This is a genomic window from Deltaproteobacteria bacterium, from assembly GCA_016178705.1.
GTDB lineage: Bacteria > Desulfobacterota > Binatia > HRBIN30 > JACQVA1 > JACOST01.
This window is the reverse complement of the sequence record JACOST010000028.1, coordinates 61225-84614: the sequence shown is the minus strand read 5'-3', so window position 1 is coordinate 84614 and position 23390 is coordinate 61225. Positions and strand designations below refer to the sequence as shown.

The following is a 23390-nucleotide window of genomic DNA, read 5'->3' as shown; positions in this document are numbered from 1 at the left end:
GTAGGGGCGACGCATGCGTCGCCCCTTTTTTTCGCTTCTGCAACGGCCTGCACTACAAACCATCGATGTCGCCCGCGAGAAATTGCCAACCATCGAGTTCTTGGCAGTCGGGTTCCTGGCTTGCGAACAACGACATGAAGAGATTCGAGGACACTCGCGCAAACCCCGCGCGACGGAGCACTTGCCAATGCCGCCAACGTGGCGGGGCATAGACCGCAAAATTCGTGCAATCGGCCTCGCGCGCGATGGCAATGGCCCAACGCATGAACGCAGCGGCGACCCGCGCCGACGGCGCGGCCAGTTCCGCCAACCACGCCCGCTCGCCACCGACCTGCACGACGCAGTAGCCGACCACTGCACCATCGACGATCGCAGCACACGCGCGGTATTCGAACACGGGATGGGCGAAGTAGCGCCAGTTCAAGAACGCCGCATCATGCGGCAACCAGTATTTTTCCCAACGCATGCAGCGCTCGGTCACCGCGTCGTATCCCGAATCGAATTGTTGAATCGGCTCGATCGTGCCGTCGAACTGGCGATCGAGACGGAGCGCCGTCCAGGTAGCCAACGTCGCATCGGTGATGCGACCCGCCACCGCCGAGAGCCGCCGCGGCCAGCCGCGGCGGCGTAGATACTCCGCCGGACGGAGGAGGAACACCGCTCGCGGAATCGGACCGTGTACTTGGTCTCCAAAGCTGCTGCGACTCGTCGCGGTCCCCGACCGCGCATTGGGCCACCCGATGCGAACACTCGCGTAGTCCCATGGATGCGCGTTGCGCGCTTCGCGGCGCACTTCGTTGATTCCTCGCCCTCGCCAATCCGGGGCGATCACCCAGTCGGCACTGAGGATCGCCGCGACAGGTCGGGATCCGGACGCGAGCGGCCAGGGACAACCGGCCTGAGTGGCGACCAGCCGACCCGTGGCTTCTTCGACCACAACCCAACAGCGCGCCACTCCATGCGGGTTGCGCCGGTACAGCCAATCGTACCACGCTCGAGGGCGCTTCGTGGCGAACGCCTCGTCGACCGCATCATAGATGCGCTCGAACTCCGTAGGGCGGGCGCGGCGCACGGCGACGCGCGGATCAGGCGATACGAAGTCAATCGGAAGATGAAACCACTCATCAAAGCGATCCGCACTGCCCGACAGGAACGGGCCATTGGTTGCCACCCTCATGCGAGAACCACGCGCAATCGCCCGATCTACGGGCCGGTTGATCGATACAGCAGCGGATTGATCGGACTGGCGGCGATGTCTCCAGGTTTCAGGCCCGGCAGCCAGATGTGCAGATCGAATTGCTGCCCCGGCGTTTGCGGTTCGGCCACGCGCATGCCGTCGGCGAAATAGATCACCGTCATGACCGAGCGCATCACGTCGGTGGGATTACTCGCGGCGCTGTGCAACGTCCATCCGCGATGGAAGGTCGCATCGCCGGCGGCCGCGGCTCCGTGCGTCTCGATCGGCAGCGCGTGCTCGGCGATCATTTTTTCGAAGGCGGCCTCCGACTCATCCGAGATCGCGTAGCTGCCGAGGTAGCCGAAGCGAAAGCTGCCGGACGCGAAGGTCATGCTGCCGATTTCGATCGGGACATCGACGAGCGGCATCCACATCGTGATGGTCTGATCGGTGTCGAACGGCCAGTAGTACTGATCCTGATGCCACGGAGTCCGTCCGCCGTGTGGCTCCTTGAACAGCGCCTGGTCGTGATACAGGCGGACGCCGTCGACGCCCAGCAGCTCGGCCGCGATCTTGGCGAAGCGGCGGGCGTGGACGAAGCGGCGCACCGATTCATCCACGCGCCACAGATTCGTGACTTGGAGAAACGCCTTGCCGTAAGTGTCGCGCTCTGCGATCGGCCGCGTCTCCCGCTTGTGTTGCAACGCGGCGGCCTCGATCGCCGGCCGGTACGCCGCCACTTCGTGCGGCGCCGCCACCGCCCGCAAGATGGTGTGTCCCTTGAGCTGAAATTCATCGACTCGCTCGCGCGACACGGGGTAGTCATCGGACAGATCGGTCGGATCGGTCCGATCTGTCGGATCGGTCAGAGAAACGATCTTCCTCCCCACACGCGGCTCTTAGCACGCGCCCAACGTGGCGGTCACGCTGCGCCGTGGCGGCGTAGCCAGGCGAGCATGCGCGACCAGCCGTCGGCCGCAGCGTCCGGTTTGTAGCTCGGCCGGTAGTCGGCGTGAAACGCGTGCGGGGCACCTTCGTAGACCACGAATTCCGACGCGCTGTTCGCCACGGCGAGTTTCGCTTTCATCTGATCGACGGTGTCGAGTGGGATGCCTTGGTCTTCGCCGCCGTAGAGGCCAAGCACCGGCGCATGGAGCGCATCGGCCACGTCGAGCGGATGTTTCGCGTGCAGCGGATCAGTGTCACCGACCAAGCGCCCGTACCACGCAACGCCCGCCTTCAACGTTCGAGCGTGAGTCGCGTACAACCACACGATCCGTCCGCCCCAGCAGAAGCCGGCAATCCCCACTCGCGCGGCATCGCCGTCGCCGCTCCGCTGTGCCCATTCCACGCACGCATCAAGATCAGCGAGCACCTGCGCGTCGGCTACCGACAGCACGATCCTGAAGAGATCCTCGCGGCTCGTCACCTCACCCGGCTTCCCTTGACGCGCATACAATTCGGGCGCGATGGCGAGGAATCCTTCGCGCGCCGCGCGCCGACAAACGTCCTGCAGGTACTCGTCGACGCCAAACACTTCCTGCACGACCAAGAGAATGGGATGCGGTCCGCCGCCCGCCGACATCGCGCGATACGCCGGTAGTTCACCGTCGCCGACAGGAATCCAAACCGCACCCGCGACGAGACCGCTCGCGTCGGTGTGGATAGCGGTATCCGCTGGCGGCAACATTCGCGGATAGCCAGTTGGCAGTGCGCCGATTCGTCGTCTCTCAGTCATCGCTTCATTCTCCGTCCGCGCGTCACGCACGCTTCGCTTGCCGGCCGAACATGATACCGGCGACGCGACGAATCTGAATTTCGTCCGAACCTTCAGTGATGCGGTAACGGCGGTGGTGGCGATAGATGTGCTCGAACGGCTTGTGGCGGGTGTAGCCGATGCCGCCGTGCACTTGGATCGCGGTGTCGGCGGCGTCGCAGACGAGCCGGTTCGCGCGATAGTTGCACATCGAGACCTTGTCGGTGACGTCCATGCGATGCTGCTGATCGAGTTGCCAGGCGGTCTTGTAAACGAGGGTGCGGACCATCTCGCACTCGGTCTGCAACTCGGCGAGCGGGAACTGAATCGCCTGGTTCAGCCACAGCGGTTTGCCGAAGACGATGCGTTGCTTGGCGTAGGCGACGCTTTCGTTGATGCAGTACTGCGCCGCGCCGACACCCGACGCCGCTTGGCGGATACGATTCTCGTGCACGAAGTGCTGCGCGAGGGCGAGTCCCTTGCCCTCTTCGCCGAAGATCGCGCGCTGCGGCACCCGCACGTTGGTCAGCGTGACCTCGGCGTGGTCGCTCGGCATGTTGAAGGTCCACCACATGAAGTCGACGCTGAAGCCGGGTGTGTTGGTCGGGACGATGAAGCACGTGATGCCGTCGCCGTCGCCGGGCTTTCCCGAAGTGCGGGCGAAAATCATATCGTAGTTGGCGCTGTGCAGGCCCGAATTGAAACGCTTCTGGCCATTGATGATCCAGTCGCTGCCGTCGCGTACGGCCGTGGTCTCCAACCACGTCGCGTCGCTGCCGTGATCCGGTTCGGTCAGTCCAAACCCCAAGCGATGGGTACCGGTGATCAAGCCGGGAAGAAATTCCTTCTTCTGTTCCGGCGTACCGAACTCGCGCATCATGTGAACGACCGGAAAGTTACCGACGATCGACGATTCGTTCTGCAGGTCGTTGTGCAGCCCCAAGCCCTTTGCAGCGAGATGCTCGCGCACGATCGCCATGGCCAAGTTCGACGCGCCCTGCCCGCCGAGTTCCGGTGGCAGCGCGTAGCGCAGATGCCCCGCGGCGTCGGCGCGCCGGCGCATCTCGGCGAGCAGCGCCTCCCATTCCTTGCGCGGCTGGCCACCGTGATCCCAGTCCGTGCGCGCGTGCTCGCGGCGATGATCGAAGAACTGCATGTGCTCGCGTTCGAGCGGTTTGATCTCCCGCGCGATGAAGTCGTCGAGTTCGGCCAGCTTCTTCTGAATGTCCGCCGGAATGTTGAAGTCCATCGCCACCTCCGTGGCGGAGAGATGTACCACGACGGGCGGCGCCGCGTCTTCTGCGCCCCGGGCTTTGCGCAAGGGTGGAGCGGCCTCCCCACTCGTCATTCCGGCGAAAGCCGGAATCCAGGATCGCACCCAACGCCCCGCCTGGATACCGGCTTTCGCCGGTATGACGGACCCACTGTTGTGGGTTTTTGTGCAAAGCCCCTGCCCCGCCCTGGTGATGGGTCAGCTTGGGAACGACCAATCAACCCAGTCAGGTCATTCTGGGCCGAAAGCGAAGAATCTCTCTTCCTGCCGCGCGGCTACAGAGAGATCCTTCGCTGGGCTCAGGATGACAATTCTCGGCGTACCTCGAAGCCAACCACACATCCGCCAGTTGCGCTCGCTCATCGGGGTTGTTACTCGCAGCCATCGCACACCTGCGACGGAGGACAGAGAGCATGAGCGTTGAATTCGTCGATGCCGATGCGCACGTGGTCGAGGTCGAGCTAGGCCGCGAATGTCTGCGGCGGTGGCCGGACTCGTTCACGCTGCATCAAGGAGTGATCCCGGAGATTCGCACCGAGGGCCGCCGCTACCCTGAAGACAAGGGACCAGGCGCCGGCTGTCCACCCGAGCACGGCCTCAGCAAGGCCGAGGGCATCAACCCGTTCACGCCCGAAGGCACGCTCGCCGATGCCGATCGTGACGGCATCGACCGCATGGTGTTCTTTCCGAGCTTCGGCCTGCGCGCGCCCAGCATCGAGTCGCCCGCCATCGCCAGCGGATTCGCGGAGCTCTACAACGAATGGATCGCGGATTGGTGCCGGCGCGGCAACGGACGCTTCTACGGCGTGGCCGTGCTGCCGGCGGAGTACGTCGACGACGCGGTTCGCATTCTGCACCAAGCGAAGAAGCTCGGCCTGGTCTGCGCGATGATTCCGCCGGCGCTCAAGACGCGCAACCTCGATCACCCCGACCTCAATCCGCTCTACGCCGCCGCTGTCGATTGCGACATGCCGCTCGGCGTGCACGGCGCCCCCGGCATCCATCTGCCGAAGATCGGCGTCGACCGCTTCGACAACTACATCCAAGTCCACTGCGTGAGTTTTCCGTTCGATCAGATGACGGCGATGACGGCGCTGATCTCCGGCGGCGTGTTCGATCGTCACCCGAAGCTGCGGGTCGCGTTTCTCGAAGCCGGTGTCGGCTGGGTGCCGTACTTCATCGACCGCTTGCACGAGCACTACGAAAAACGCGCCGACTGGATTCCGAACGGCTGGCGCCGCGAGCCGCGCGAGTACATCGAACGCGGCAACGTCTGGGTGAGCTGCGAACCGGAGGAGCCGATTCTCCCGGCCGTCGCCGACATCCTCGGTCCCGACTTCATCATGTACGCCAGCGACTATCCGCACTGGGACGGCGCCTGGCCCAACAGCACCAAGTCACTACGCGAGCGCCGCGACCTCAGTGAAACAGTGCGCGCTAAAATCGCCGGCGCCAACGCTCGCTGCTTCTACGGCCTCGCCGCGTGAGCGCGATGAAGGCGGCTCTGCTCGAAGCGCCCGGCCAGCCGCTGCGCGTGCGCGACATCACCATCGGTGATCCCGGTGTCGGCCAGGTGCGCGTGCGCGTCCGCCACTGCGGCGTGTGCCATTCCGATCTCAGCATCGTCGACGGCACGTTCCCAAGCCCGTTGCCGATCGTGCTCGGGCACGAAGCTGCGGGCGAGGTCGATGCGGTTGGTCCCGGTGTCGTCGACCTCCGCGTCGGCGATCACGTGGTCCTCACTCCGTGTCCGCCGTGCGGGACGTGTTACTGGTGCGTGCGCGGCGAACCGACGGTGTGCGTCAACGCGAGCGCGATTCAGACCAACACGTTCCCCGATGGCTCGACCGGTCTCGCGCTCGACGGCGAGACGGTCTACCGCGGCGTCGGCCTGGGCGCCTTTGCCGAGTATGTCGTCACACAAGCCACCGGCGCGGTGAAAATTCCCGCCGAGGTGCCGCTCGATGTCGCCTGCGTCATCGGCTGCGCCGTGCAGACGGGAGTCGGCGCGGTGCTCAACACGGCGCGCGTCGAAGAAGGCGCCACGGTGCTGGTCATGGGACTCGGTGGCATTGGCCTCTCGATCGTGCAAGGCGCGCGGCTGGCGGGCGCGGCGCGCATCATCGCCTCCGATCCGGTAGCCGAGCGACGCGCAACGGCGGTTCGTTTCGGCGCCACCGACCTGATCGATCCGAAGGCGGAAGACGTGATGACGCGCACGATGCAGCTCACCGTAGTCGGCGTCGACTACGCCTTCGACGCGGTCGGTCGCGGCGCCTTGATTCAAGCCGGACTAGCCGCCACACGCGCTGGCGGCACGACCGTTTGCGTTGGCGCGCCGCCGATCGACGACGCCGTCACCATCGCGATGCCGGCGCTGTTCGTCGTCAGCGAAAAGAAACTGGTCGGCTGCGCGCTCGGCAGCTCGAATTCGCTGCGCGAGATTCCGCGACTGGTCGCACTCTGGCAGACCGGCCGACTCGATCTCGAAGCCCTGATAACAGCCCGCCGCCCACTCGCCGACATCAACATCGCGATGGATGACCTGAAGGCCGGTCGCGGGATACGTACGGTGCTGTCGCTCGGTGTGTAGTGCGCGATTGTCGCGCTCAGGACGTTTTCGCGGTTTGCTTGTCGCGACTTGAATGGCCGTGATAGTTCTCCCCGCACAAGAGAAGGGGGAGACGAATGCGCGGCGTTGGTCCTCTATGGTTTGCGACTTTGGCCACGGTGTTGCTCGCTGCCTGCACGGAGAGTGTCGTCGTGCGTACGTCACCACCGGGGGCGTTGGTCCGAATCAACGACGTGGCCATTGGTACCAGTCCGGTATTGTTCACCACCCCCACTAAGTCGTTGGAGAGGTCGACCTTCCACTATCGCGTCGAAGCGGACGGATACGTCCCTGCGGAAGGCGAACTCAAAGAGCGCGTGTCGGCCGGCCGAATTGTCGGATACGTGTTTACCGTTGGAATCCTTCGCGCGTTTCGCGGAGTCAAGACGTTCCGGGAACCGGTGGAGATTACGCTACAACCCGTTGGTGCTACAGCGCACGCCGCGTCCACGGCGCTTGAGGCCCGTCTCAACGAGTTGAAGTCATTGCACGACCGGGGCGTGATTTCTGACGAAGAATATCGCCAAGCCAGAGCGGCGGCACTCAAGGGTCCGTAAGTTGCCCGCCTTGAGCGTCGGAGCTAGTCGTCCACCGTCGACGAGGGACTCGGTATGAGGAAGCCATCCGTTCCGCACAAGCCTACGCGCCGCCGCGTCATCTACGACGATTGGATGAACGGCAGCGACGCGCTGATGTGGCACATCGAACGCGACCCGTTGCTGCGCTCGACGGTGCTGAGTGTGTGGGTGTTGGATCGCGCGCCGAACCAAACCGGCTTCGCCGCCACGCTCGAACGGACCTTGGACCACGTGCCGCGACTGCGCCAACGCGTGATCGAAGACCCGCTCGGCGTCGCACCGCCGCGCTGGGAGCGCGATCCATACTTCGATCTCGCTTATCACGTCCGCCGCGTTCGAGTGCCGGGCGACGGCACCATCCGCGATCTGCTCGACATGGCGGCACCGATTGCCATGCAAGCCTTCGACAAGGACCGGCCGTTGTGGGAACTGTACGCGGCCGAGGGTCTCGAAGCCGGACGTTTCGGTGTGATTCTCAAGATCCACCACGCGATGACCGACGGCGTCGGCATGGTGCGGATGACCGAGGGGCTCGTCGAACGCTCGCGCGACGCGCACTCCGCGGCGGCCTCATCGGCGCGATCGAAGCGCGCGGTAACTCCTGCTCAATGGACCGCGGAGCCGCCCGGCGAGATCGCGCACCTCGGCGAGGCGATGCGCCATCGTCTCGGCGTGAGCTTGGAGCGCGCGCGCCGAGGTGCGGCGGCGCTTGGCCGCGGCATCACGCATTTGGCCGGCCACCCGATCTCCGGCGCCGGCGAAATGGTCGAGACGCTCGAATCGGTGTCGCAGTTGCTGCGGCCGGTGTCCGAGCCGCTGAGTCCGCTGTGGCGCGCGCGCTCGCTCGGCGTGCGTTTCGAAGTACTGGAGGTTCCTCTCGACGCGCTGAAGCGCGGTGCGCAGGCCGCTGGTGGAACGCTCAACGACGCGTTCGTCGCCGCCGTTGCCGGCGGTCTGTCGCGCCATCATCGAACCCGGCGCCGCAAGATCGCAGCGTTGCGTATGAGCATGCCGATCAATATCAGGGGGAAAGACGACCACGGCACCGTCGCCGGTAACCAGTTCGTGCCGGCGCGCTTCTCCGTACCGATGGACATCGGCGACCCGCGCAAGCGCGTACAAGCCATCGGCGCACTGGTGCGTGGGCAACGCAACGAACCGGCGCTCGGCTGGATCGAGGAGATCACCGTGGCGATCAATCTGTTGGGCGAGGCCGCGGCGACGCGGATCACCGGCGGGATGATGAAGGCTGTCGACTTCGTCACCAGCAACGTGCCTGGTCCGCCGTTCCCCGTTTACATGAGCGGGGCACGCATCGAGCGCATGTTTCCCTTCGGCCCGCCCGCCGGGGCATCGGTCAACATCACTCTGTTCAGCTACAACGGCACCGCTCAGGTCGGCGTCCGTATCGATCCCGCCGCGGTGCCCGATGCCGACCGGCTGATGACCGACCTGCGCGCGGGCTTCGACGAGATCCTCGGCGTCGGTTAAGGTTCCGGCGCGCTTGTTTGAGAATCCCCGCAGGGGTGGGGTCGTAGGGGCCGCGCTTGCCCGGCCCGGCAGGGGGCGCAGCAAGCAGCGCCCCTACAAGAACTCCGACGTTCACTCGATCAGTTGCGGCAGGATGCTTCCAATCTGCCCGCGAATCACGGCGTCGGCGATGTTATCCATCGCGGTCGGTTCCGCGTTGATGATGACAACGCGCGCGCCGCTGTCTTTGGCAACCGGCACGACTCCGGCGATGGGATAGACGCCCAACGTCGTGCCGATCGCCAGCAGCAGATCGCATTGTTGCGCGGCCAGCTCGGCGCGCACGAGATCGTCTTGTACCAAACCTTGCCCAAACGAGATCGTCGCCGATTTCAGAATGCCGCCGCAACTGCGGCACGGCGGATCGTCTTCGCCGCGCTGCACGCGCGCTAGCGCGCGTTCCATAGGCGCACGTTCGCCGCAGTCCATGCACACGACCTCACGCACCGTGCCGTGAATCTCGACCATGATCTCCGGCGAACTACCCGCCGCTTGATGCAGACCGTCAACGTTCTGCGTGATCAGCGTCTGCAGCTTGCCGCGCTGTTCGAGCGCCACCAGCGCCCGGTGCCCGGCGTTGGGCTCGACCGCGCGGCCGAAAGTTGCGATGCGGCTCTGCCACGCACGTTTGCGAACCTCCGGGTTCGCCATGTAGTGCTGCAGCGTGGCCATCTTCTCGGCCTCGGGATTCTTGGTCCACACGCCCTGCGGCCCGCGGAAGTCCGGAATCCCCGATTCAGTGGAGATCCCGGCACCGGTCAGCACCGTGACGTAGCGCGCCGCTTCAATCCATGCGCGCACCGTGCGGATGAGATCGGCGTTCATCGATGGCTAGACCAGTGCCTCGCAAACCTCATTGACTTGCGATCTTTTCTGAAGCGTAGGGGCGATGCATGCATCGCCCTCCGTCTTCTCGGCATGTGGACACGTCAGTGCGCGGGCGACGCATGCGTCGCCCCTACAGGGGAGGACATCAATCGAGATCCTTCCCATCCATACCCGCGTTTTTGCGGGCGGTGTGCAGCAACTCGGCCACCACCGGGCCTATTTTAGTCGGGTCTTCAATCGGCTTCGCGACCGGGCCGCGATGCCAACCTTCGGCAATCGCGAGCACGCGGCCGGTGGCTTCGAAGACGCGGCCGGTGACGCCCGACGACTCGGCGCTGGCGAGCCAGGTGACGATCGGCGCAATCCAGCGCGGATGCATCGCGGCCTGATCCGCTTCGGTAGCGCGACCCATACCGAGATCTTCGGTCATCCGCGTAAGCGCGCCGGGCGCGACCGCATTGACCGTGATGCCGTAGCGACGCAGCTCGCGCGCCGCGATGATGGTGAACGCGGCGATGCCCGCCTTCGCTGCACCGTAGTTGGTCTGGCCCGCGTTGCCGTAGATGCCGGAGACAGATGTCGTATTGATCAGCCGCGCGTCGACCGGTTTGCCGGCCTTCGCTTGATCGCGCCAATACGCGGCGGCGAAGTGCGCCGGCGCGAACGTTCCGTTGAGGTGCACTTTGATGACCGCGTCCCACTCGGCCTCGGTCATGTTGACCAGCATGCGATCGCGAAGAATGCCGGCGTTGTTCACCAACACATCGAGTCGTCCGAACGAAGTCACCGCCTGCTGGATCAAGCGTTCGGCGCCGCCCCAATCGCTGATGTCGTCGCCGTTGGCGACGGCCTCGCCGCCCGCGGCTTTGATTTCATTCACCACTTCGTCAGCCGGTCCGAGTGAGGCACCGATGCCGTCGCGCGAACCGCCGAGATCGTTAACCACGACCTTCGCGCCGTGTGTCGCCAACATCAGTGCATGCTCGCGCCCGATCCCGCGCCCTGCTCCGGTAATGATCGCCACGCGTCCTTCGCACAGTCTACTCATCGCCATCTCCTTTACGTTTCGTTGTGCTGACTCACGCCGGCTCGGCGGCGATCAGCGCGCCCAAGCGGACGAGCTGCGGCGTGGCGGCACCGAGCGTGTACTCGGCTTGCTTGATCCACAGAAAGTAGCGGTGGATCGGATAGTCGATGTCGATGCTGATGCCGCCGTGGATGTGCAGGCCGGCGTGGCCAATGCGGCTGCCGCCTTCTGCCGCCCAATACTTCGCGCTGGCAATTTCTTTGTCCGACGGCATCTCGTCGGCGAGACGGCTCGCGGCTTGCCACATGGTGAGGGTGACCGCTTCGTTGTCGATGAACGAGTCCGCCATGCGCTGACCCACTGCCTGAAACATCGCGATCGGTTTGTCGAACTGTTTACGATTCGAGGCGTACTCGGCGGTCAAGCGCACCGCCTCCTGACACGCGCCCGCCGCCAGCGCGCAGACGCCAACCGTCGTGCGATCAACGATCCAGCCGAGAATCTCCGCACCCTTGGCGATCGAACCGAGCACACTGTCCGCGCCAACGGTCACGTTCGAGAGGTCCATACGGAAGTGCGCTTCCCAATTCATCGTCTCCTGCCGCGCCAGGGTCACACCGGGAGCTTTAGGGTCGACGAGAAACACGCCGATGTCGCCGCCGGCTGTCCGCGCCGGCACCAGAACCGCGGCGGCCGAGTGCGCCATCGGCACGGCGACCTTCACACCGCTGAGGCGCCAGTTCTTGCCCTCGGGCGTCGCCGTCGCAACCGGCGACCGGCTGTCGCTGTTGAGTTCACTCAATGCGGCGCTCAGCAGTGTGGTGCCGGCAACGACGCCGGGCAGGTAACTCTGCTGCTGTTCCTTCGAGCCGAAACACGCCAGCGGCAGCGCCGCTGATACGATGGTCGAGAGCACCGGCAGCATGGCCACGCGCTTGCCCTGTTGTTCGAGCAGCAGGCAAGCGGCAAAGAATCCGCCGTCGCTGCCACCCACGCTTTCGGGCAGCGCCGCGCCGAGCAGCCCGGCCTTGGCCAACTCGCCCCACAGCTCGCGGTCGTAACGCTCATCGCTCGCTTCGATCGCTTTCAACCGTTCAAGCGTGCAGCGATCGGTGAGTATCTGAGCCGCCAAGTTGCTCAGCGCGCGTTGATCATCGGTCAAAGAGAAGTCCATGGTTCATACCTCGCAGTGCATAGTAGGCAGAGGGCAGTAGGCAGTAGGCAGTTCAAGAGGCCGGCTCCGAACAACTGCCTACTGCCCTCTGCCTACTGCCTACTACTAGAATCTTGGCATCACCGGCATGCCGAGGCCGAAGAGGCAGATCAGGTCGCGCTGCATCTCGTTGGTGCCGCCGCCGAAGGTCAGAATGTGGATCGAGCGCACGAACTGGCCGACGCGGCCGTTGAGCGCCGCCGCCGGCGATCCCGGCCGCAACGTCGCCGTCGGCCCGAGGATCTCCTGCATCAGGCGGCAGGCTTCGAGGTAGAACTCCGTGCCGAACACTTTGATGCTCGACGCGTGCGCCGGGTTGAGCGGCTGCCCTTGCTCCGCGCCCCATGCCACCTTGAAGTTCATCAGCCGCAAGAAATCGAGCCGCGCATGAATGCGCGCGAGATTGATCTGCACCCATTCTTGATCGATCACGCGGCGGCCGTCGGCGAGCGTGGTTTCCTTCGCCCAGGTGACGCACTCTTCGACGCGCCCCTCGATCATCCCCGAGCTGCACAGCGTGACCCGCTCGTGATTGAGCTGGTTGGTGATCAACTTCCAGCCGCCGTTGAGCTTGCCGACCAGATTGCCCACCGGCACGCGGACGTCGTCGTAGAAGGTCTGGTTGGTGTTCATGTTGCCCATGTTCTTGAGCGGCACGATGCGGACGCCCGGCGTTTCGCGGGGCACGATGATCATCGAGATGCCCTTGTGCTTGGGGGCGTCGGGATCCGTGCGCACGGCCAGCCAGATGTAGTCGGCGTCGGTCGCCAAGCTGGTGAACACCTTCTGGCCGTTGATGACCCAATGATCGCCGTCGCGCACCGCGCGGGTCTTCAGCGAGGCGAGGTCGGTGCCGGCATCGGGCTCGGTGTAGCCGATGGCAAAATGGATTTCGCCCTTCAGAATCTTCGGTAGGTAAAATTTCTTTTGCTCGTCCGATCCGAACTGCATGATCGTCGGCGCCACCGAGTTCACCGTCAGCATCGGCACCGGGGCGCCGGCGCGCATCGACTCGTCGAAGAAGATGAACTGCTCGATCGGCGTCATGCCGCGGCCGCCGTATTCCTTCGGCCAGCCGATACCGAGCCAGCCGTCGGCGCCCATCTGGCGAACGACCTTGCGCGGCCCCGGCCCGACGCCTTCGCTGCGGCCGATCTCTTCCGTGATCTCGGGCGTGAGCAACTTCTTGTAGTACTGCCGCAGCTCCTGGCGCAGTGCTTCGTGCTGCGGACTGTAGGACAACTTCATCGGAACCTCCTCAAGACCAAACGCGACCGTTCTATTAAGCGCACCGCCAGCGTGTTGTCGAGTGACCCACCGCTGTCGGTGCTGTCCCAATTTGCCGAGTGCCCTCAGCGCGAACGATCTGGTAGACATAGCGGCATGAACGATGCTGAGCGCCTACGGAAAGCGATCCACGATCTGAAAAGCGAACACGTCGGGTCTATACCCGTGAACAAGACGGTCAACGGCGAGCCTGCTTGGCAAGGCACGGTGGAAGTGTTCGCGACTCGTGGGTACCCAAAAGCGCGGTGCGCTCATGCTTGGAGCTGTCGAGGTGATGATGACAGGCTACACCACGTGGCCGTGCTGGGCGCGCCGCCCATCAATAGCGCGGCCGACGCGGTGAAAGCTGCCGTGGCTGCGCACACACGGAAGCAGCGCCAATGACATGGCAACAGGTCGACTACCTGGTTGCTGCAATCGGCATTGCAACCATAGGGATAGTCGTCTGGGGCACCGCATCAATTGTGCTGCGAAGGCTTGTGGGCTGGTGGCGACGCTCGCCGAATTCAAACTAAGACACTACCCCGCCGTGCATACTGCGCCGAACGGAGGACTCATATCATGCCCGACATCGCGTTCCGATCGGCGACCCAACTCGCCGCCACCATTCGCGCTAAGGAGATCAGCAGCCGCGAGCTGCTCGACAATTACGTCCGGCGCATTGAGCGGTTCAATCCCGCGATCAACGCCGTTGTCACCCTCGACCTCGAGCGCGCCCGGCGGCGCGCGGATGAGGCTGACGCGGCGCTCGCGCGCGGGGACACCTGGGGACCGCTGCACGGCGTACCGATGACGATCAAGGACACCATCGAAACCGCCGGCATCCGCACCACCGCCGGCGCCGAAGTGCTCGCGCAACATGTTCCGAGCGCCGATGCACCGGCGGTTGCTCGACTCCTCGCCGCGGGAGCCGTCGTCGTTGGCAAGACCAATGTCCCCACCTTCGCGATGGATGCGCAGTCGTACAACCCGATCTTCGGCACCACCAACAATCCGTGGGACATCACCCGCGCGCCGGGCGGTTCTTCCGGCGGCGCGGCCGCGGCGTTGGCCGCGGGGTTGACGGGCCTCGAACTGGGCAGCGACATCGGCGGCTCGATCCGCAACCCGGCACACTACTGCGGCGTCTACGGCCACAAGCCGACATACGGCATCGTGCCGCTGCGCGGCCACATCCCCGGACCGCCGGGCACGCTGTCGGAAACCGACATTGGCGTGATCGGCCCGCTCGCGCGTAGCGCTGACGATCTCGCACTGGCCCTCGACATAGTGGCGGGGCCGGACGCTGATCGTGCCCTCGCTTGGCGGCTCGACCTTCCGCCACCACGTCGCGCCGCGCTGCGCGATTACAAGGTTGCCGCGTGGCTCGACGATCCGGCCTGTCCCATCGATCGCGCCGTGGCGCAACGCTACCAAGTAACGGTCGATGCGTTGCGCAAAGCCGGCGCGACAGTGAACGAGCGGGCCCGGCCAGGGTTCGACTTCGCCGATGCGCGGCGCACCTATCTGAGCTTGGTGCACGCGGCGACATCGCCCGGCGTGCCCACCGACCGATTCCAACAGTTGACAGAGACGGCGAATCAACTCGCGCCCGACGACGAGAGCCGGTTGACGCGCTACGCGCGCAACACCACGCAACGCCACCGCGATTGGTTGGCCTGCAACGAAACGCGCCAGCATCTGCGCTTGCGCTGGGCGGAACTTTTCCGAGACTATGATGTGCTGCTGTGCCCGATAACGCCGACCGCGGCGATTCCCCACGACCACAGTGAGCCGATTGCCGCGCGCAGCATACAGGTCAACGGCGCGCCGCGTCCGTACCTCGATCAGATCGCCTGGGCGGGCGTGATCGCCATGGCCTACTTGCCCGCGACCATAGCGCCGGTAGGGCGCACGGCGAGCGGTCTGCCGGTTGGAATTCAGATCGTCGGCCCGTATCTCGAAGACCGCACGACGATCGACTTTGCGCGCCGCCTCGCGGACGTCATCGGCGGCTTCGAGATCCCGCCGGGGTTTTGATGCCGCTGGAAATCGTGGAGGAGGTTTGCCACGCGGATGGAGCGACCCCACTCGTCATTCCGGCGGAAGCCGGAATCCAGGATCGCACCTCACGCTCCGCCTGGATACCGGCTTTCGCCGGTATGACGGATTCGTCGTATCGAAGGGCTGCGTATCGAGGGGCACTTGTAGTGAACGCTCGGCAGGAGGCAGCATGACGACCGCATCGCGCCGCGGCTTCGAAACCGATGATCTCTTGCGTCTGCAGACTATCGATGACGTGCAGCTTTCGCCCGATGGAAAGCTGGTTGCGTACGTCCTCCGAGAGATCGACGCAAACAAGGACGAGTATCGATCGTCGATTTGGCTGGTCGCCGCCGATGGCGGTACAGAGCCGGTGCGGTTTACCCGCGGTCCTAAAACGGATCGCGCGCCGCGTTGGTCGCCGGATGGTCAGACGCTCGCGTTCCTTTCCGATCGCGACGGCGGCCGAGCGCAAATCTACCTGATGCCGCGCGACGGCGGTGAGCCGCGCAAGCTGACGACACTAGCGGCGGGCGCCGGCGAGCCGCAGTGGTCACCGGACGGATCGCAAATCCTGTTCGCCGCCCCGGTTGTACTCGAGCCGCCACCGAAGGACCACGACGGGTTCGAGCGCTGGCGCAATCGCCCCAAAGTCGTCGATGGTGCGCTCTATAAATTCGACGGCACCGGGTTTCTGTTGCAGGCGCGCTTGCAACTCTTCGTCGTCGCCGCAAACGGCGGCGACCCGAGCCAGTTGACCAGCGACGATCGCACGCATTGGCAACCGGCGTGGTCGCCGGATGGCGCGCGCATCGCCTTCGCCGCCTCGCGCACGGGTCTGATGGATTCGCACGCGTTCGATTTGTGGACGATCGACAGCGATGGCGGCGGCGCGCGCCGGATCACTGAGCAACCGCCGACAGTGTCGTTGCCGTCGTGGTCGCCCGACGGCAAGACGATCGCGTTCTACGGCTCTGAGGGCGCCGCGGATTTCTTCGGTTGGGTGTGGACGGTGCCAGCGGACGGTGGCAAGGCACGGCCACACACAGCGGAGTTCGACCGCGAGGTTCCGGCCCTGGGTAGTTTGGTTAGTCCACCTCCAGTGTGGTCGGCCGACGGCACAGCGCTGTTCTTCTCGATTGCCGACGCTGGCAACGTACACCTCGCAAGTTGCGATCTTGCGCGCGGCACCGTTCGCACGGTGCTCGACGGCGAGCGGCACGTGCTGAATCCGAGCATCCGGCCGGCCGCGGGGCGCATCGCGTTCGTCGTCAGCTCGCCCGTCAATGTCGGCGACGTGTGCGTCTGCGCGCTCGACGGTTCCGGCGAGCGGCAACTCACACACGTCAACGACGCGCTGCTCGGCGAGATCGCGCTGCCGCGCGTCGAGCGCCGCCGCTTCGCCGGCCCGCACGGCGACATCGACGGCTTCGTGATTCACCCGCTCACCGCCGCACGCCCGGCACCGCTGTTGGTCGACATTCACGGCGGTCCGCAAGGATTCGTCGGCGCCTCGTTTCCGCGTTGCCTGTATTGGCTGACACTGGCGGCGCGCGGCTGGGCGGTGCTCGCGCTCAACCCGAGCGGCTCGGGATCGTACGGCAGAGCGTGCAATCACAGCTTGCGCGCGCGCTGGGGCCAATACGATCTCCCCGAGCAGATGGCGGCCATCGATGCGCTCATTGCCGAAGGGCTCGTCGATGCCGATCGTCTCGCCGTGTGCGGCTACTCCTACGGCGGATATATGACCGCGTGGATGATCACGCACAGCGACCGCTTCAAAGCCGCGGTCGTCGGAGCGCCACTGACGAATCTCGAGTCGGCCTCCGGCACCCAGGATCTCGGCGCGTTCGTGGACGAGTGGAATTTTGGAAACTTCTTCACAGACCGCGAGACCTATCGCCGCTTGTCGCCGCTGAACTATGCCGAGCGCGCGACGACGCCGACATTGCTGCTGCACGGCGAAGCCGACGATCGCTGTCCTATCAGTCAGAGCGAAGAGTTCTTCGCCGCGTTGCAACTGGCGGGCAAGGTTCCCACGCAGTTCGTGCGCTACCCCGGCAGCAGCCACGCCTTCGTCGTCAGCGGCCGGCCGAGCCATCGCCTCGACTACAACCGGCGCCTGGTCGAGTGGCTCGAGCGCTGGACGCTCAGCGCGGGCTGACGCCCGCAGCCCATTGTGGATTGCGGAATGCGGATTGCGGAATTTCGAACGCAGGACCCCTCCTTCCCTTCGTCGCTTGCGATGCCTGTGTTATAGCCGGCGTGAAAGGGATCCCCACGCCGATGGCACTGCCTGCAGGTTTTGCTGCGATCGACTTCAACCGCTTCCACGACGAAGCGCTCCCGGCGCTCCTCACCGCGGGGCGCGCGGAATTTGCGGCGCGTGCCGCCGCCGGTCTCAGCAGCATCGCGCTGCGAGTACCGGCCGGAACCGCGTATACCTATCGGGTTGGAGAGAACGGCATCGACGTCACTCGCGGAGATGACGGCGCGGATACGGTGATCGAGATGGATCTCGACGCGTGGCAGGGATTGGTTCACGAGTTGGAAGCGCCCGCCGGACTGCTGTATGCAGGCCGGGTCCGCTGCGTGCGTGGCAACGCGGTCGACCTGATGGCGTGGGAGTCGGCATTGCGCGCTCTCTACAATGGTCGTCCGCCGTATGATCCGACCACGCAAGCGCTGCACGATCGCAGCGGACGCGTCCTCGATCCGCAGGCGACGTTCTCTCCCGCGTCGGACCGTGATGAGATGGCGCACTTCCTCCGCACCGCGGGTTATCTGTTCGTGCGCGACGTATTTCGCGCTGAAGAACTGGAGACATTTCTCGACGAAGCCCGCCAGTTGCAACGCGAGGCACGTCAGGGCGACAAGCTGTCGTGGTGGGGAAAGACCCCCGCAGGTAACGAGGTCTTGTGTCGGGTCACTCGCGGGGTTGCCAAGCCTCAGCTAGCAACACTGCCGACAGACCCGCGCTTGTTGAACCTCAAAGACCTTGCCGACGAATCATTCGTCTACCGCAAGGGCGAAGGCCAGGGCGTCACCGTGATCTTCAAGAACCCTGACGTGACTGAGGGCCTTGGCGATCTGCCGTGGCACCGCGATTGTGGGATGGGCGGTCACGCGGTCGTGTGCCCGACTTTGGTGATCTCTGTGTATCTCACCGACGCAACGCCGCAGACCGGCGAGTTGGCGATGCTGCCGGGGTCGCACCAGGCGGCGTTCAACGCCCACGACCCGCGCCGCGACATCACAGCGTACGCCGCGCACTTCCGCGCTCGGCCCGGCGACGTCTCGCTGCACTTCAGCGATACCGTTCACTCGGCGCCGCCGCCAAGGGCAGACCAACGCGACGGCTACCGCATCAGCGCCATAGTCTCCTTCGCCCGACCCGATGCCCGCCATCACCGCGGCGAGAGCAGCTACAACGACGTTCTCCATCAGCGCGCCGACGGCCAGATCGAGCACCTGGAGACGGTGGCGAAGCGGATGTAGTGTCGCGCCTCGTTGCGGGTGCCCCTCGATACGCCGCACCTCGATACGAAGCCTTCGGCTTCTACTCGGTGCGCCTACTCGGGGAAGCGGTGTTTGCCCAATGCCCGTTTGCCCGAGTAGATCGCGAAGCGATCGTATCGAGGGCCGTCTTGCGCAAGACCCAGCCGGCGGGCACGCGACCAGCGCGTTGAGTTCCACTCTCCATCTGGAGTACAAGCCGTCGCCATGGACTATCATCGACTCGGTCACACTGGACTCAAGGTCTCGCGGCTCTGCCTGGGCACGATGATGTTCGGGCGCTGGGGTAATACGGATCACGACGACTGCGCGCGCATCGTCCATCGCGCGCTCGATGAAGGCATCAATTTCATCGACACGGCGAACCGCTACTGCTGGGGTGAGTCGGAGGAGATTGTCGGCAAAGCGCTGCGCGGACGACGCGATGCGGTCGTGCTCGCCACCAAGGTGTTCATGCCCGGCATGGGCGGCATCCTCGATCGCGGCACCTCGCGCCGGCACATCATGCTGCAAGTCGAGGAGAGTTTGCGACGGCTCGGCACCGACTGGATCGATCTCTACCAACTCCATCGCAACGATCGCGACACGCCGATCGAAGAAACGCTGAGCGCGCTCACCGATCTGATCCGCCAGGGCAAGCTCCGTTACATCGGCGTCTCGACCGGGCACGCCGCCGATCCCGCCGACATCCAGTTCAGCGCCTGGCGTATGGTCGAGTCGCTGTGGCTGAGCGAACGGCACAGCTTCGAGCGCTTCATCTCGACGCAGCCGCCGTACTCGATCTTCTCGCGCGAAGTGGAGCGCGACATTTTCCCGGTGTGCGAAAAGTTCGGTTTCGGCGCGATCGTGTGGAGCCCGCTCGAAGGGGGATGGCTGGCAGGCCGCTACCGCAAGGGACAGCCGCCACCGCCGGATTCGCGCGCGACGAATGAGACCGAGTTCGGCATGTTCGTGCGCGACAACTTCGATCTCACCAACGCGCGCGGCCAGCGCCGGCTCGAAGTAATCGAGGAACTGGTCGGCATGGCGAAGCAAGTCGACGCGTCGCTGGCGGCGTACGCGACAGCGTGGACCTTGCGCCACCCAGCGGTGACCGCGGCGATCATCGGCCCGCGGCTCATGCGCCATCTCGACGACGGACTCGCCGCACTCAACGTGCGCATTCCCGACGAACACTGCGCGCGCATCGACGCGCTGGTCGAGCCAGGCACTCGGACGTAGCCCGCAGGCGCGCGCATATGCCGTTCGCCGCGACCGGTGATATCGATCTCTACTACGAAGTGCACGGCCCGCCGCCGGGCGCGGCGCCGGCGATCGTGTTCGCGCACGGGATGGGCGGCAACCATCTCTCGTGGTGGCAGCAAGTGCCGAACTTCCGCGATCGCTTCACATGCATCACCTTCGACCATCGCGGATTCGGACAATCGATCGAGAAGCCCGGCGGCAGCAGTGGCGCCGCGTTCGTCGACGATTTGCGCGCCCTGCTCGATCACCTCGGACTGGCGCGCGTCCATCTCGTCGCGCAGTCGATGGGCGGGTGGACGTGTCTGGGATTCACGATTCGACATCCGGAGCGAGTTGACCGCCTGGTGTTGTGCGACACCCCGGGCGGTCTTCTCACCCCCGAGATCGGCGCGGCCTGGAGCAGCAAGGAAACCAACGCCGTAACGCTTCCCGAAGGCGTGCATCCCGCCGCGGGCGCCCGCATGTATCGCGAGCAACCGGCACTGCACTTTCTCTACCAGCAGATCAGCGAGCTCAACCCGGCGCGCACGCTGGCCGAAATGGGCGAGATCATCCGCGCCGCCGGCACCGTGACACCCGGCACCGTCGCAGCGCTCGCGCACCCCGTCCTGTTCGTCATCGGCGAAGAGGACATCGTCATCCCGCCGCGCGCGCTCGAACTGGCGGCAGGACACTTCACGAACGCGCGCATCGAGTCGGTACCGCAAGCGGGACACTCGGTGTACTTCGAGCGCCCGCAACGCTTCAACGAGATCGTCGACAACTTCCTGTCGGCGCGAGGTCAGCGGTGATTTCGTTCACATCCAGCGACTGCGAACGGACTCGCGCCGCAGTGGCTGCCGCCGTCGCCCAGTTCCATCTGCCTGGCATCGCGGTCGGTGTGGTTGCGGGGGAGACGCTCGTGTACAGTGAGGGTTTCGGCTTTGCCGACATCGAGCACCAGCAACCCATGCGGCCCGATCACGGTCAGTGCATCGGTTCGGTGACCAAGACGATGGTCGGCCTGTGCACGATGGCGCTGGTCGATGAAGGGCGCTTGTCGCTCGATAGCCGTGTTGCCGAGTTGCTTACGGACGTCGTCTTCCACGGCCCGGCGGAATCGATGGCGATTCGCCATTTGCTCACTCACACCTCGGGCATCGGCGAAGCGCCGAGCCTCGCGGCGTTGGCCGATTCCGTGGATCCGCACCGCCAGGCTTCGGCGCGCGCGCACGACTTTGCCGCGACCTATGCGGATGGCATCGTGGTGGAGGCCGCGCCGGGAACGAGATGGGCCTACGCGAATCACGGCTTCGCGCTGCTGGGTGAGATTCTCATGCGCATGGAAAAGGCATCGTTGCACGAAATCCTGAGACGGCGCATCTTCGCGCCGCTCGGTATGCGCGACACTCAATGCCACGAACGATCTCATCCACGACTCGCGACCGGCTATCATCGGCCGCTGCCGCCCGAGATGGCCGATTTGTTCCAGCGCGTCGGCCGCACTCCGCCGCACGAAGAGACAGCCGATGGCCACAACATCCGTGGCGAGTACCACTGGGAGCCGGAGAGCCCGATGATGGCAGCCGGCGCCGTGCAGTCGACGATTCCCGACATGGCGCGCTATGCCGCGGTGCTGTTGAACAATGGCGCCGGTATCGTACGCCCTGCCGCGTTCGCCGCGATGGTGGCGCCGCAGTGGTGCCCCGACGCGCGGCTGAACAGCGCCGGGCTTGCGTTTGCGCGTTCCGCGCGACCACGGGCATTCGGTCACGGCGGCAAGACCTTTGGCGGGTGGAATACCGACCTGCTGGTCGTCGCCGAACGCGGCCTGGCCATCATCATTCACATGAACGTTTTTCTGTACGACTCCGATCGGGTCTTCACACCGATCGTTCGTGCGGTGCTGAACGAACCGCAGGCAGCGCCACCGAATCAGCCGCTCGATGCGGATCTGCGGGCGAGTGCGTCGGGTGTGTATGAGGCGCCGCCGGGCAAGCTGACGAGCTTCCGCGTCAGTTCGAGCATTGGTCGCATCCAAATCTCCGCCGACAGCCAGGGTCTGGTGCTGCACTCGCGGCGGGGCACATGGAAGGACGGGGCCCGCCTCCGTCCGGCCGATCCCACCGATGTGGCCTTCATGCTGATCGACAAGCCCGGCGACGAGCCCGCGTACTTGCTGCTGACGCGCGACCAACGCGGACGCGTCAACGGCCTGCGCTGCGACAACTTGGTGCACATGGTGCGGACCGACTCTGTCGAACCGTGGGTGTGAGGAACCGGAAGACTCGGCTCACTCTCCTCTCGCCGCTATCGCCATGACTGCACTGACCCATCGTTTCGTTGAGACCAACGGCATCCGCATGCACATCGCCGAGCAGGGCGCGGGGCCATTGGTCGTTCTCTGTCATGGATTCCCCGAGTGCTGGTATTCGTGGCGGCATCAGTTGTCGGCACTGGCCGCCGCCGGATTCCATGCGGTGGCGGCGGATCAACGAGGCTTCGGACAAACCGATTGTCCCGAACCGATCGCCGCGTACGAGATGTTCCAACTGTGCGGCGACATCGTCGGCCTGGTGCAGGCGTTGGGGGAAACGCGCGCGATCATCGTCGGACATGACTTCGGCTCGCCGGTCGCGTATCGCTGCGCCTTGTTGCGGCCGGACCTGTTCCACGCCGTCGCGCTGCTCAGCGTGCCGTTTCTCCAGCGCTCGTGGCAAGACATACAACCCACCAAGTTGATGCGACTGCTCGCCGGCGAGCAGATCTTCTATCAGGAATACTTTCAGACCCCCGGCATCGCCGACGCCGAACTCAACGCCGACCCGCGCAAGACGCTGTTGATGATGTTGTACTCGCTCTCCGGTGACCCGCCACCGGAGCAACGCGCGCGCCCGTTCCTCACTCGGTCGGAGGGCTTTCTCGATACCCTCTCGCTACCCGACAGCTTGCCGCCGTGGGTGAGCGAAGCGGATCTCGACGTCCTCGCGCACGAGTTCGAGCGCACCGGCTTCCGCGGCGGACTCAACTGGTATCGCAACATCGATCGCGGGTGGGAATGCACGTCATTCCTGGCTGGCGCCACGTTGCCACAGCCGACGCTGTTCATCGGCGGTGAGAGCGACGCGGTGGTCGCGATCTTCGGCGCCGCCATCGCTGCGATGGAGACAACCGCGCCGCGGCTGTACCGGAAAGTTCTGCTGCCCGGTGCCGGTCACTGGATTCACCAAGAGCGTCCCGCCGAAGTCAACGCGCTGCTACTCGAGTTCCTGGCGAGTCTGCGTTGAGCTTCGCCCCCGGTTGGAATACCCGCTTCGGGGATCTATCCTTTCGCCGCAATTTGGGGCA

Annotated in this window: 19 protein-coding genes; 11 read left to right on the top strand and 8 right to left on the bottom strand. The window is 65.0% G+C overall.

Going from position 1 to position 23390, the window contains the following annotated elements; translation table 11 throughout:
- Nucleotides 1-52: 52 nt before the first annotated feature.
- Genes HYR72_17400 through HYR72_17385 form a run of 4 tightly spaced genes read right to left on the bottom strand, consistent with a single transcriptional unit; the run spans nucleotide 53 to nucleotide 4182 of the window.
- A complete protein-coding gene (locus HYR72_17400; protein ID MBI1816758.1) occupies nucleotides 53-1177 on the bottom strand; it encodes a GNAT family N-acetyltransferase in 1125 nt (374 codons plus the stop codon).
- Between the two features lie 26 nt (nucleotides 1178-1203).
- A complete protein-coding gene (locus tag HYR72_17395) occupies nucleotides 1204-2046 on the bottom strand; it encodes a phytanoyl-CoA dioxygenase family protein (protein ID MBI1816757.1) in 843 nt (280 codons plus the stop codon).
- Between the two features lie 53 nt (nucleotides 2047-2099).
- Entirely contained in the window at nucleotides 2100-2915 is an 816-nt protein-coding gene (locus tag HYR72_17390; protein ID MBI1816756.1) for a dienelactone hydrolase family protein, read from the bottom strand.
- A gap of 22 nt (nucleotides 2916-2937) precedes the next feature.
- Complete coding sequence (locus HYR72_17385; protein ID MBI1816755.1) at nucleotides 2938-4182, bottom strand: acyl-CoA dehydrogenase family protein; 1245 nt, start codon at nucleotides 4180-4182, stop codon at nucleotides 2938-2940.
- A gap of 437 nt (nucleotides 4183-4619) precedes the next feature.
- Here HYR72_17385 and HYR72_17380 point away from each other — a divergent pair, with 437 nt between their 5' ends.
- From HYR72_17380 to HYR72_17365, 4 genes are all read left to right on the top strand, one after another.
- Nucleotides 4620-5693 carry an amidohydrolase family protein gene (locus HYR72_17380; GenBank protein MBI1816754.1) on the top strand — a complete coding sequence of 358 codons (1074 nt, stop codon included), beginning with the start codon at nucleotides 4620-4622 and terminating at the stop codon, nucleotides 5691-5693.
- A gap of 5 nt (nucleotides 5694-5698) precedes the next feature.
- Complete coding sequence (locus tag HYR72_17375) at nucleotides 5699-6799, top strand: Zn-dependent alcohol dehydrogenase (GenBank protein ID MBI1816753.1); 1101 nt, start codon at nucleotides 5699-5701, stop codon at nucleotides 6797-6799.
- Nucleotides 6800-7002: 203 nt separating this feature from the next.
- Nucleotides 7003-7374, top strand: coding sequence for an SHOCT domain-containing protein (locus tag HYR72_17370; protein ID MBI1816752.1), 372 nt, complete (start codon nucleotides 7003-7005; stop codon nucleotides 7372-7374).
- A 54-nt stretch (nucleotides 7375-7428) separates the two neighbouring features.
- Nucleotides 7429-8886: a DUF1298 domain-containing protein gene (locus tag HYR72_17365; GenBank protein ID MBI1816751.1), complete on the top strand. Its 1458-nt coding sequence runs from the start codon at nucleotides 7429-7431 to the stop codon at nucleotides 8884-8886.
- 111 nt (nucleotides 8887-8997) lie between these two features.
- Here the strand turns inward: HYR72_17365 and HYR72_17360 are convergent, their stop codons facing one another.
- The 4 genes from HYR72_17360 to HYR72_17345 all read right to left on the bottom strand — a co-directional run bounded on the left by HYR72_17360 (nucleotide 8998) and on the right by HYR72_17345 (nucleotide 13241).
- Nucleotides 8998-9750, bottom strand: a complete 753-nt coding sequence (locus tag HYR72_17360; GenBank protein ID MBI1816750.1) for an NAD-dependent deacylase — start codon at nucleotides 9748-9750, stop codon at nucleotides 8998-9000.
- Between the two features lie 148 nt (nucleotides 9751-9898).
- Complete coding sequence (locus HYR72_17355; GenBank protein MBI1816749.1) at nucleotides 9899-10801, bottom strand: SDR family NAD(P)-dependent oxidoreductase; 903 nt, start codon at nucleotides 10799-10801, stop codon at nucleotides 9899-9901.
- Between the two features lie 31 nt (nucleotides 10802-10832).
- Entirely contained in the window at nucleotides 10833-11954 is a 1122-nt protein-coding gene (locus HYR72_17350; protein MBI1816748.1) for an acyl-CoA dehydrogenase family protein, read from the bottom strand.
- Between the two features lie 105 nt (nucleotides 11955-12059).
- Nucleotides 12060-13241 (bottom strand): acyl-CoA dehydrogenase family protein, encoded by a 1182-nt coding sequence (locus HYR72_17345; GenBank protein MBI1816747.1) that lies wholly within the window; start codon nucleotides 13239-13241, stop codon nucleotides 12060-12062.
- Between the two features lie 600 nt (nucleotides 13242-13841).
- On the opposite strand from HYR72_17345, the gene HYR72_17340 reads away from it, so the two are divergent.
- The 7 genes from HYR72_17340 (at nucleotide 13842) to HYR72_17310 (ending at nucleotide 23329) form a co-directional block, all read left to right on the top strand.
- On the top strand, nucleotides 13842-15299 hold the full coding sequence (locus tag HYR72_17340; protein ID MBI1816746.1) for an amidase: 1458 nt from the start codon (nucleotides 13842-13844) through the stop codon (nucleotides 15297-15299).
- A gap of 193 nt (nucleotides 15300-15492) precedes the next feature.
- Complete coding sequence (locus HYR72_17335) at nucleotides 15493-17466, top strand: S9 family peptidase (GenBank protein MBI1816745.1); 1974 nt, start codon at nucleotides 15493-15495, stop codon at nucleotides 17464-17466.
- A 122-nt stretch (nucleotides 17467-17588) separates the two neighbouring features.
- Nucleotides 17589-18800, top strand: coding sequence for a phytanoyl-CoA dioxygenase family protein (locus tag HYR72_17330; GenBank protein ID MBI1816744.1), 1212 nt, complete (start codon nucleotides 17589-17591; stop codon nucleotides 18798-18800).
- Between the two features lie 225 nt (nucleotides 18801-19025).
- Nucleotides 19026-20039, top strand: coding sequence for an aldo/keto reductase (locus tag HYR72_17325; protein MBI1816743.1), 1014 nt, complete (start codon nucleotides 19026-19028; stop codon nucleotides 20037-20039).
- A gap of 17 nt (nucleotides 20040-20056) precedes the next feature.
- Complete coding sequence (locus tag HYR72_17320; GenBank protein MBI1816742.1) at nucleotides 20057-20854, top strand: alpha/beta hydrolase; 798 nt, start codon at nucleotides 20057-20059, stop codon at nucleotides 20852-20854.
- 41 nt (nucleotides 20855-20895) lie between these two features.
- The gene (locus tag HYR72_17315) at nucleotides 20896-22317 is read left to right on the top strand and encodes a beta-lactamase family protein (GenBank protein MBI1816741.1); all 1422 of its coding nucleotides are present in this window, start codon (nucleotides 20896-20898) and stop codon (nucleotides 22315-22317) included.
- Nucleotides 22318-22360: 43 nt separating this feature from the next.
- Entirely contained in the window at nucleotides 22361-23329 is a 969-nt protein-coding gene (locus tag HYR72_17310) for an alpha/beta hydrolase (protein ID MBI1816740.1), read from the top strand.
- Nucleotides 23330-23390 lie beyond the last annotated feature (61 nt).

Bases quoted from the DNA above. Each gene is read 5' to 3' on its own strand.
- HYR72_17400 (MBI1816758.1), bottom strand. From the start codon at position 1,177: ATGAGGGTGGCAACCAATGGCCCGTTCCTGTCGGGCAGTGCGGATCGC.
- HYR72_17365 (MBI1816751.1), top strand. From the start codon at position 7,429: ATGAGGAAGCCATCCGTTCCGCACAAGCCTACGCGCCGCCGCGTCATC.
- HYR72_17385 (MBI1816755.1), bottom strand. From the start codon at position 4,182: ATGGACTTCAACATTCCGGCGGACATTCAGAAGAAGCTGGCCGAACTC.
- HYR72_17380 (MBI1816754.1), top strand. From the start codon at position 4,620: ATGAGCGTTGAATTCGTCGATGCCGATGCGCACGTGGTCGAGGTCGAG.
- HYR72_17310 (MBI1816740.1), top strand. From the start codon at position 22,361: ATGACTGCACTGACCCATCGTTTCGTTGAGACCAACGGCATCCGCATG.
- HYR72_17335 (MBI1816745.1), top strand. From the start codon at position 15,493: ATGACGACCGCATCGCGCCGCGGCTTCGAAACCGATGATCTCTTGCGT.
- HYR72_17330 (MBI1816744.1), top strand. From the start codon at position 17,589: ATGGCACTGCCTGCAGGTTTTGCTGCGATCGACTTCAACCGCTTCCAC.
- HYR72_17340 (MBI1816746.1), top strand. From the start codon at position 13,842: ATGCCCGACATCGCGTTCCGATCGGCGACCCAACTCGCCGCCACCATT.
- HYR72_17355 (MBI1816749.1), bottom strand. From the start codon at position 10,801: ATGAGTAGACTGTGCGAAGGACGCGTGGCGATCATTACCGGAGCAGGG.
- HYR72_17375 (MBI1816753.1), top strand. From the start codon at position 5,699: ATGAAGGCGGCTCTGCTCGAAGCGCCCGGCCAGCCGCTGCGCGTGCGC.
- HYR72_17320 (MBI1816742.1), top strand. From the start codon at position 20,057: ATGCCGTTCGCCGCGACCGGTGATATCGATCTCTACTACGAAGTGCAC.
- HYR72_17325 (MBI1816743.1), top strand. From the start codon at position 19,026: ATGGACTATCATCGACTCGGTCACACTGGACTCAAGGTCTCGCGGCTC.
- HYR72_17345 (MBI1816747.1), bottom strand. From the start codon at position 13,241: ATGAAGTTGTCCTACAGTCCGCAGCACGAAGCACTGCGCCAGGAGCTG.
- HYR72_17360 (MBI1816750.1), bottom strand. From the start codon at position 9,750: ATGAACGCCGATCTCATCCGCACGGTGCGCGCATGGATTGAAGCGGCG.
- HYR72_17350 (MBI1816748.1), bottom strand. From the start codon at position 11,954: ATGGACTTCTCTTTGACCGATGATCAACGCGCGCTGAGCAACTTGGCG.
- HYR72_17390 (MBI1816756.1), bottom strand. From the start codon at position 2,915: ATGACTGAGAGACGACGAATCGGCGCACTGCCAACTGGCTATCCGCGA.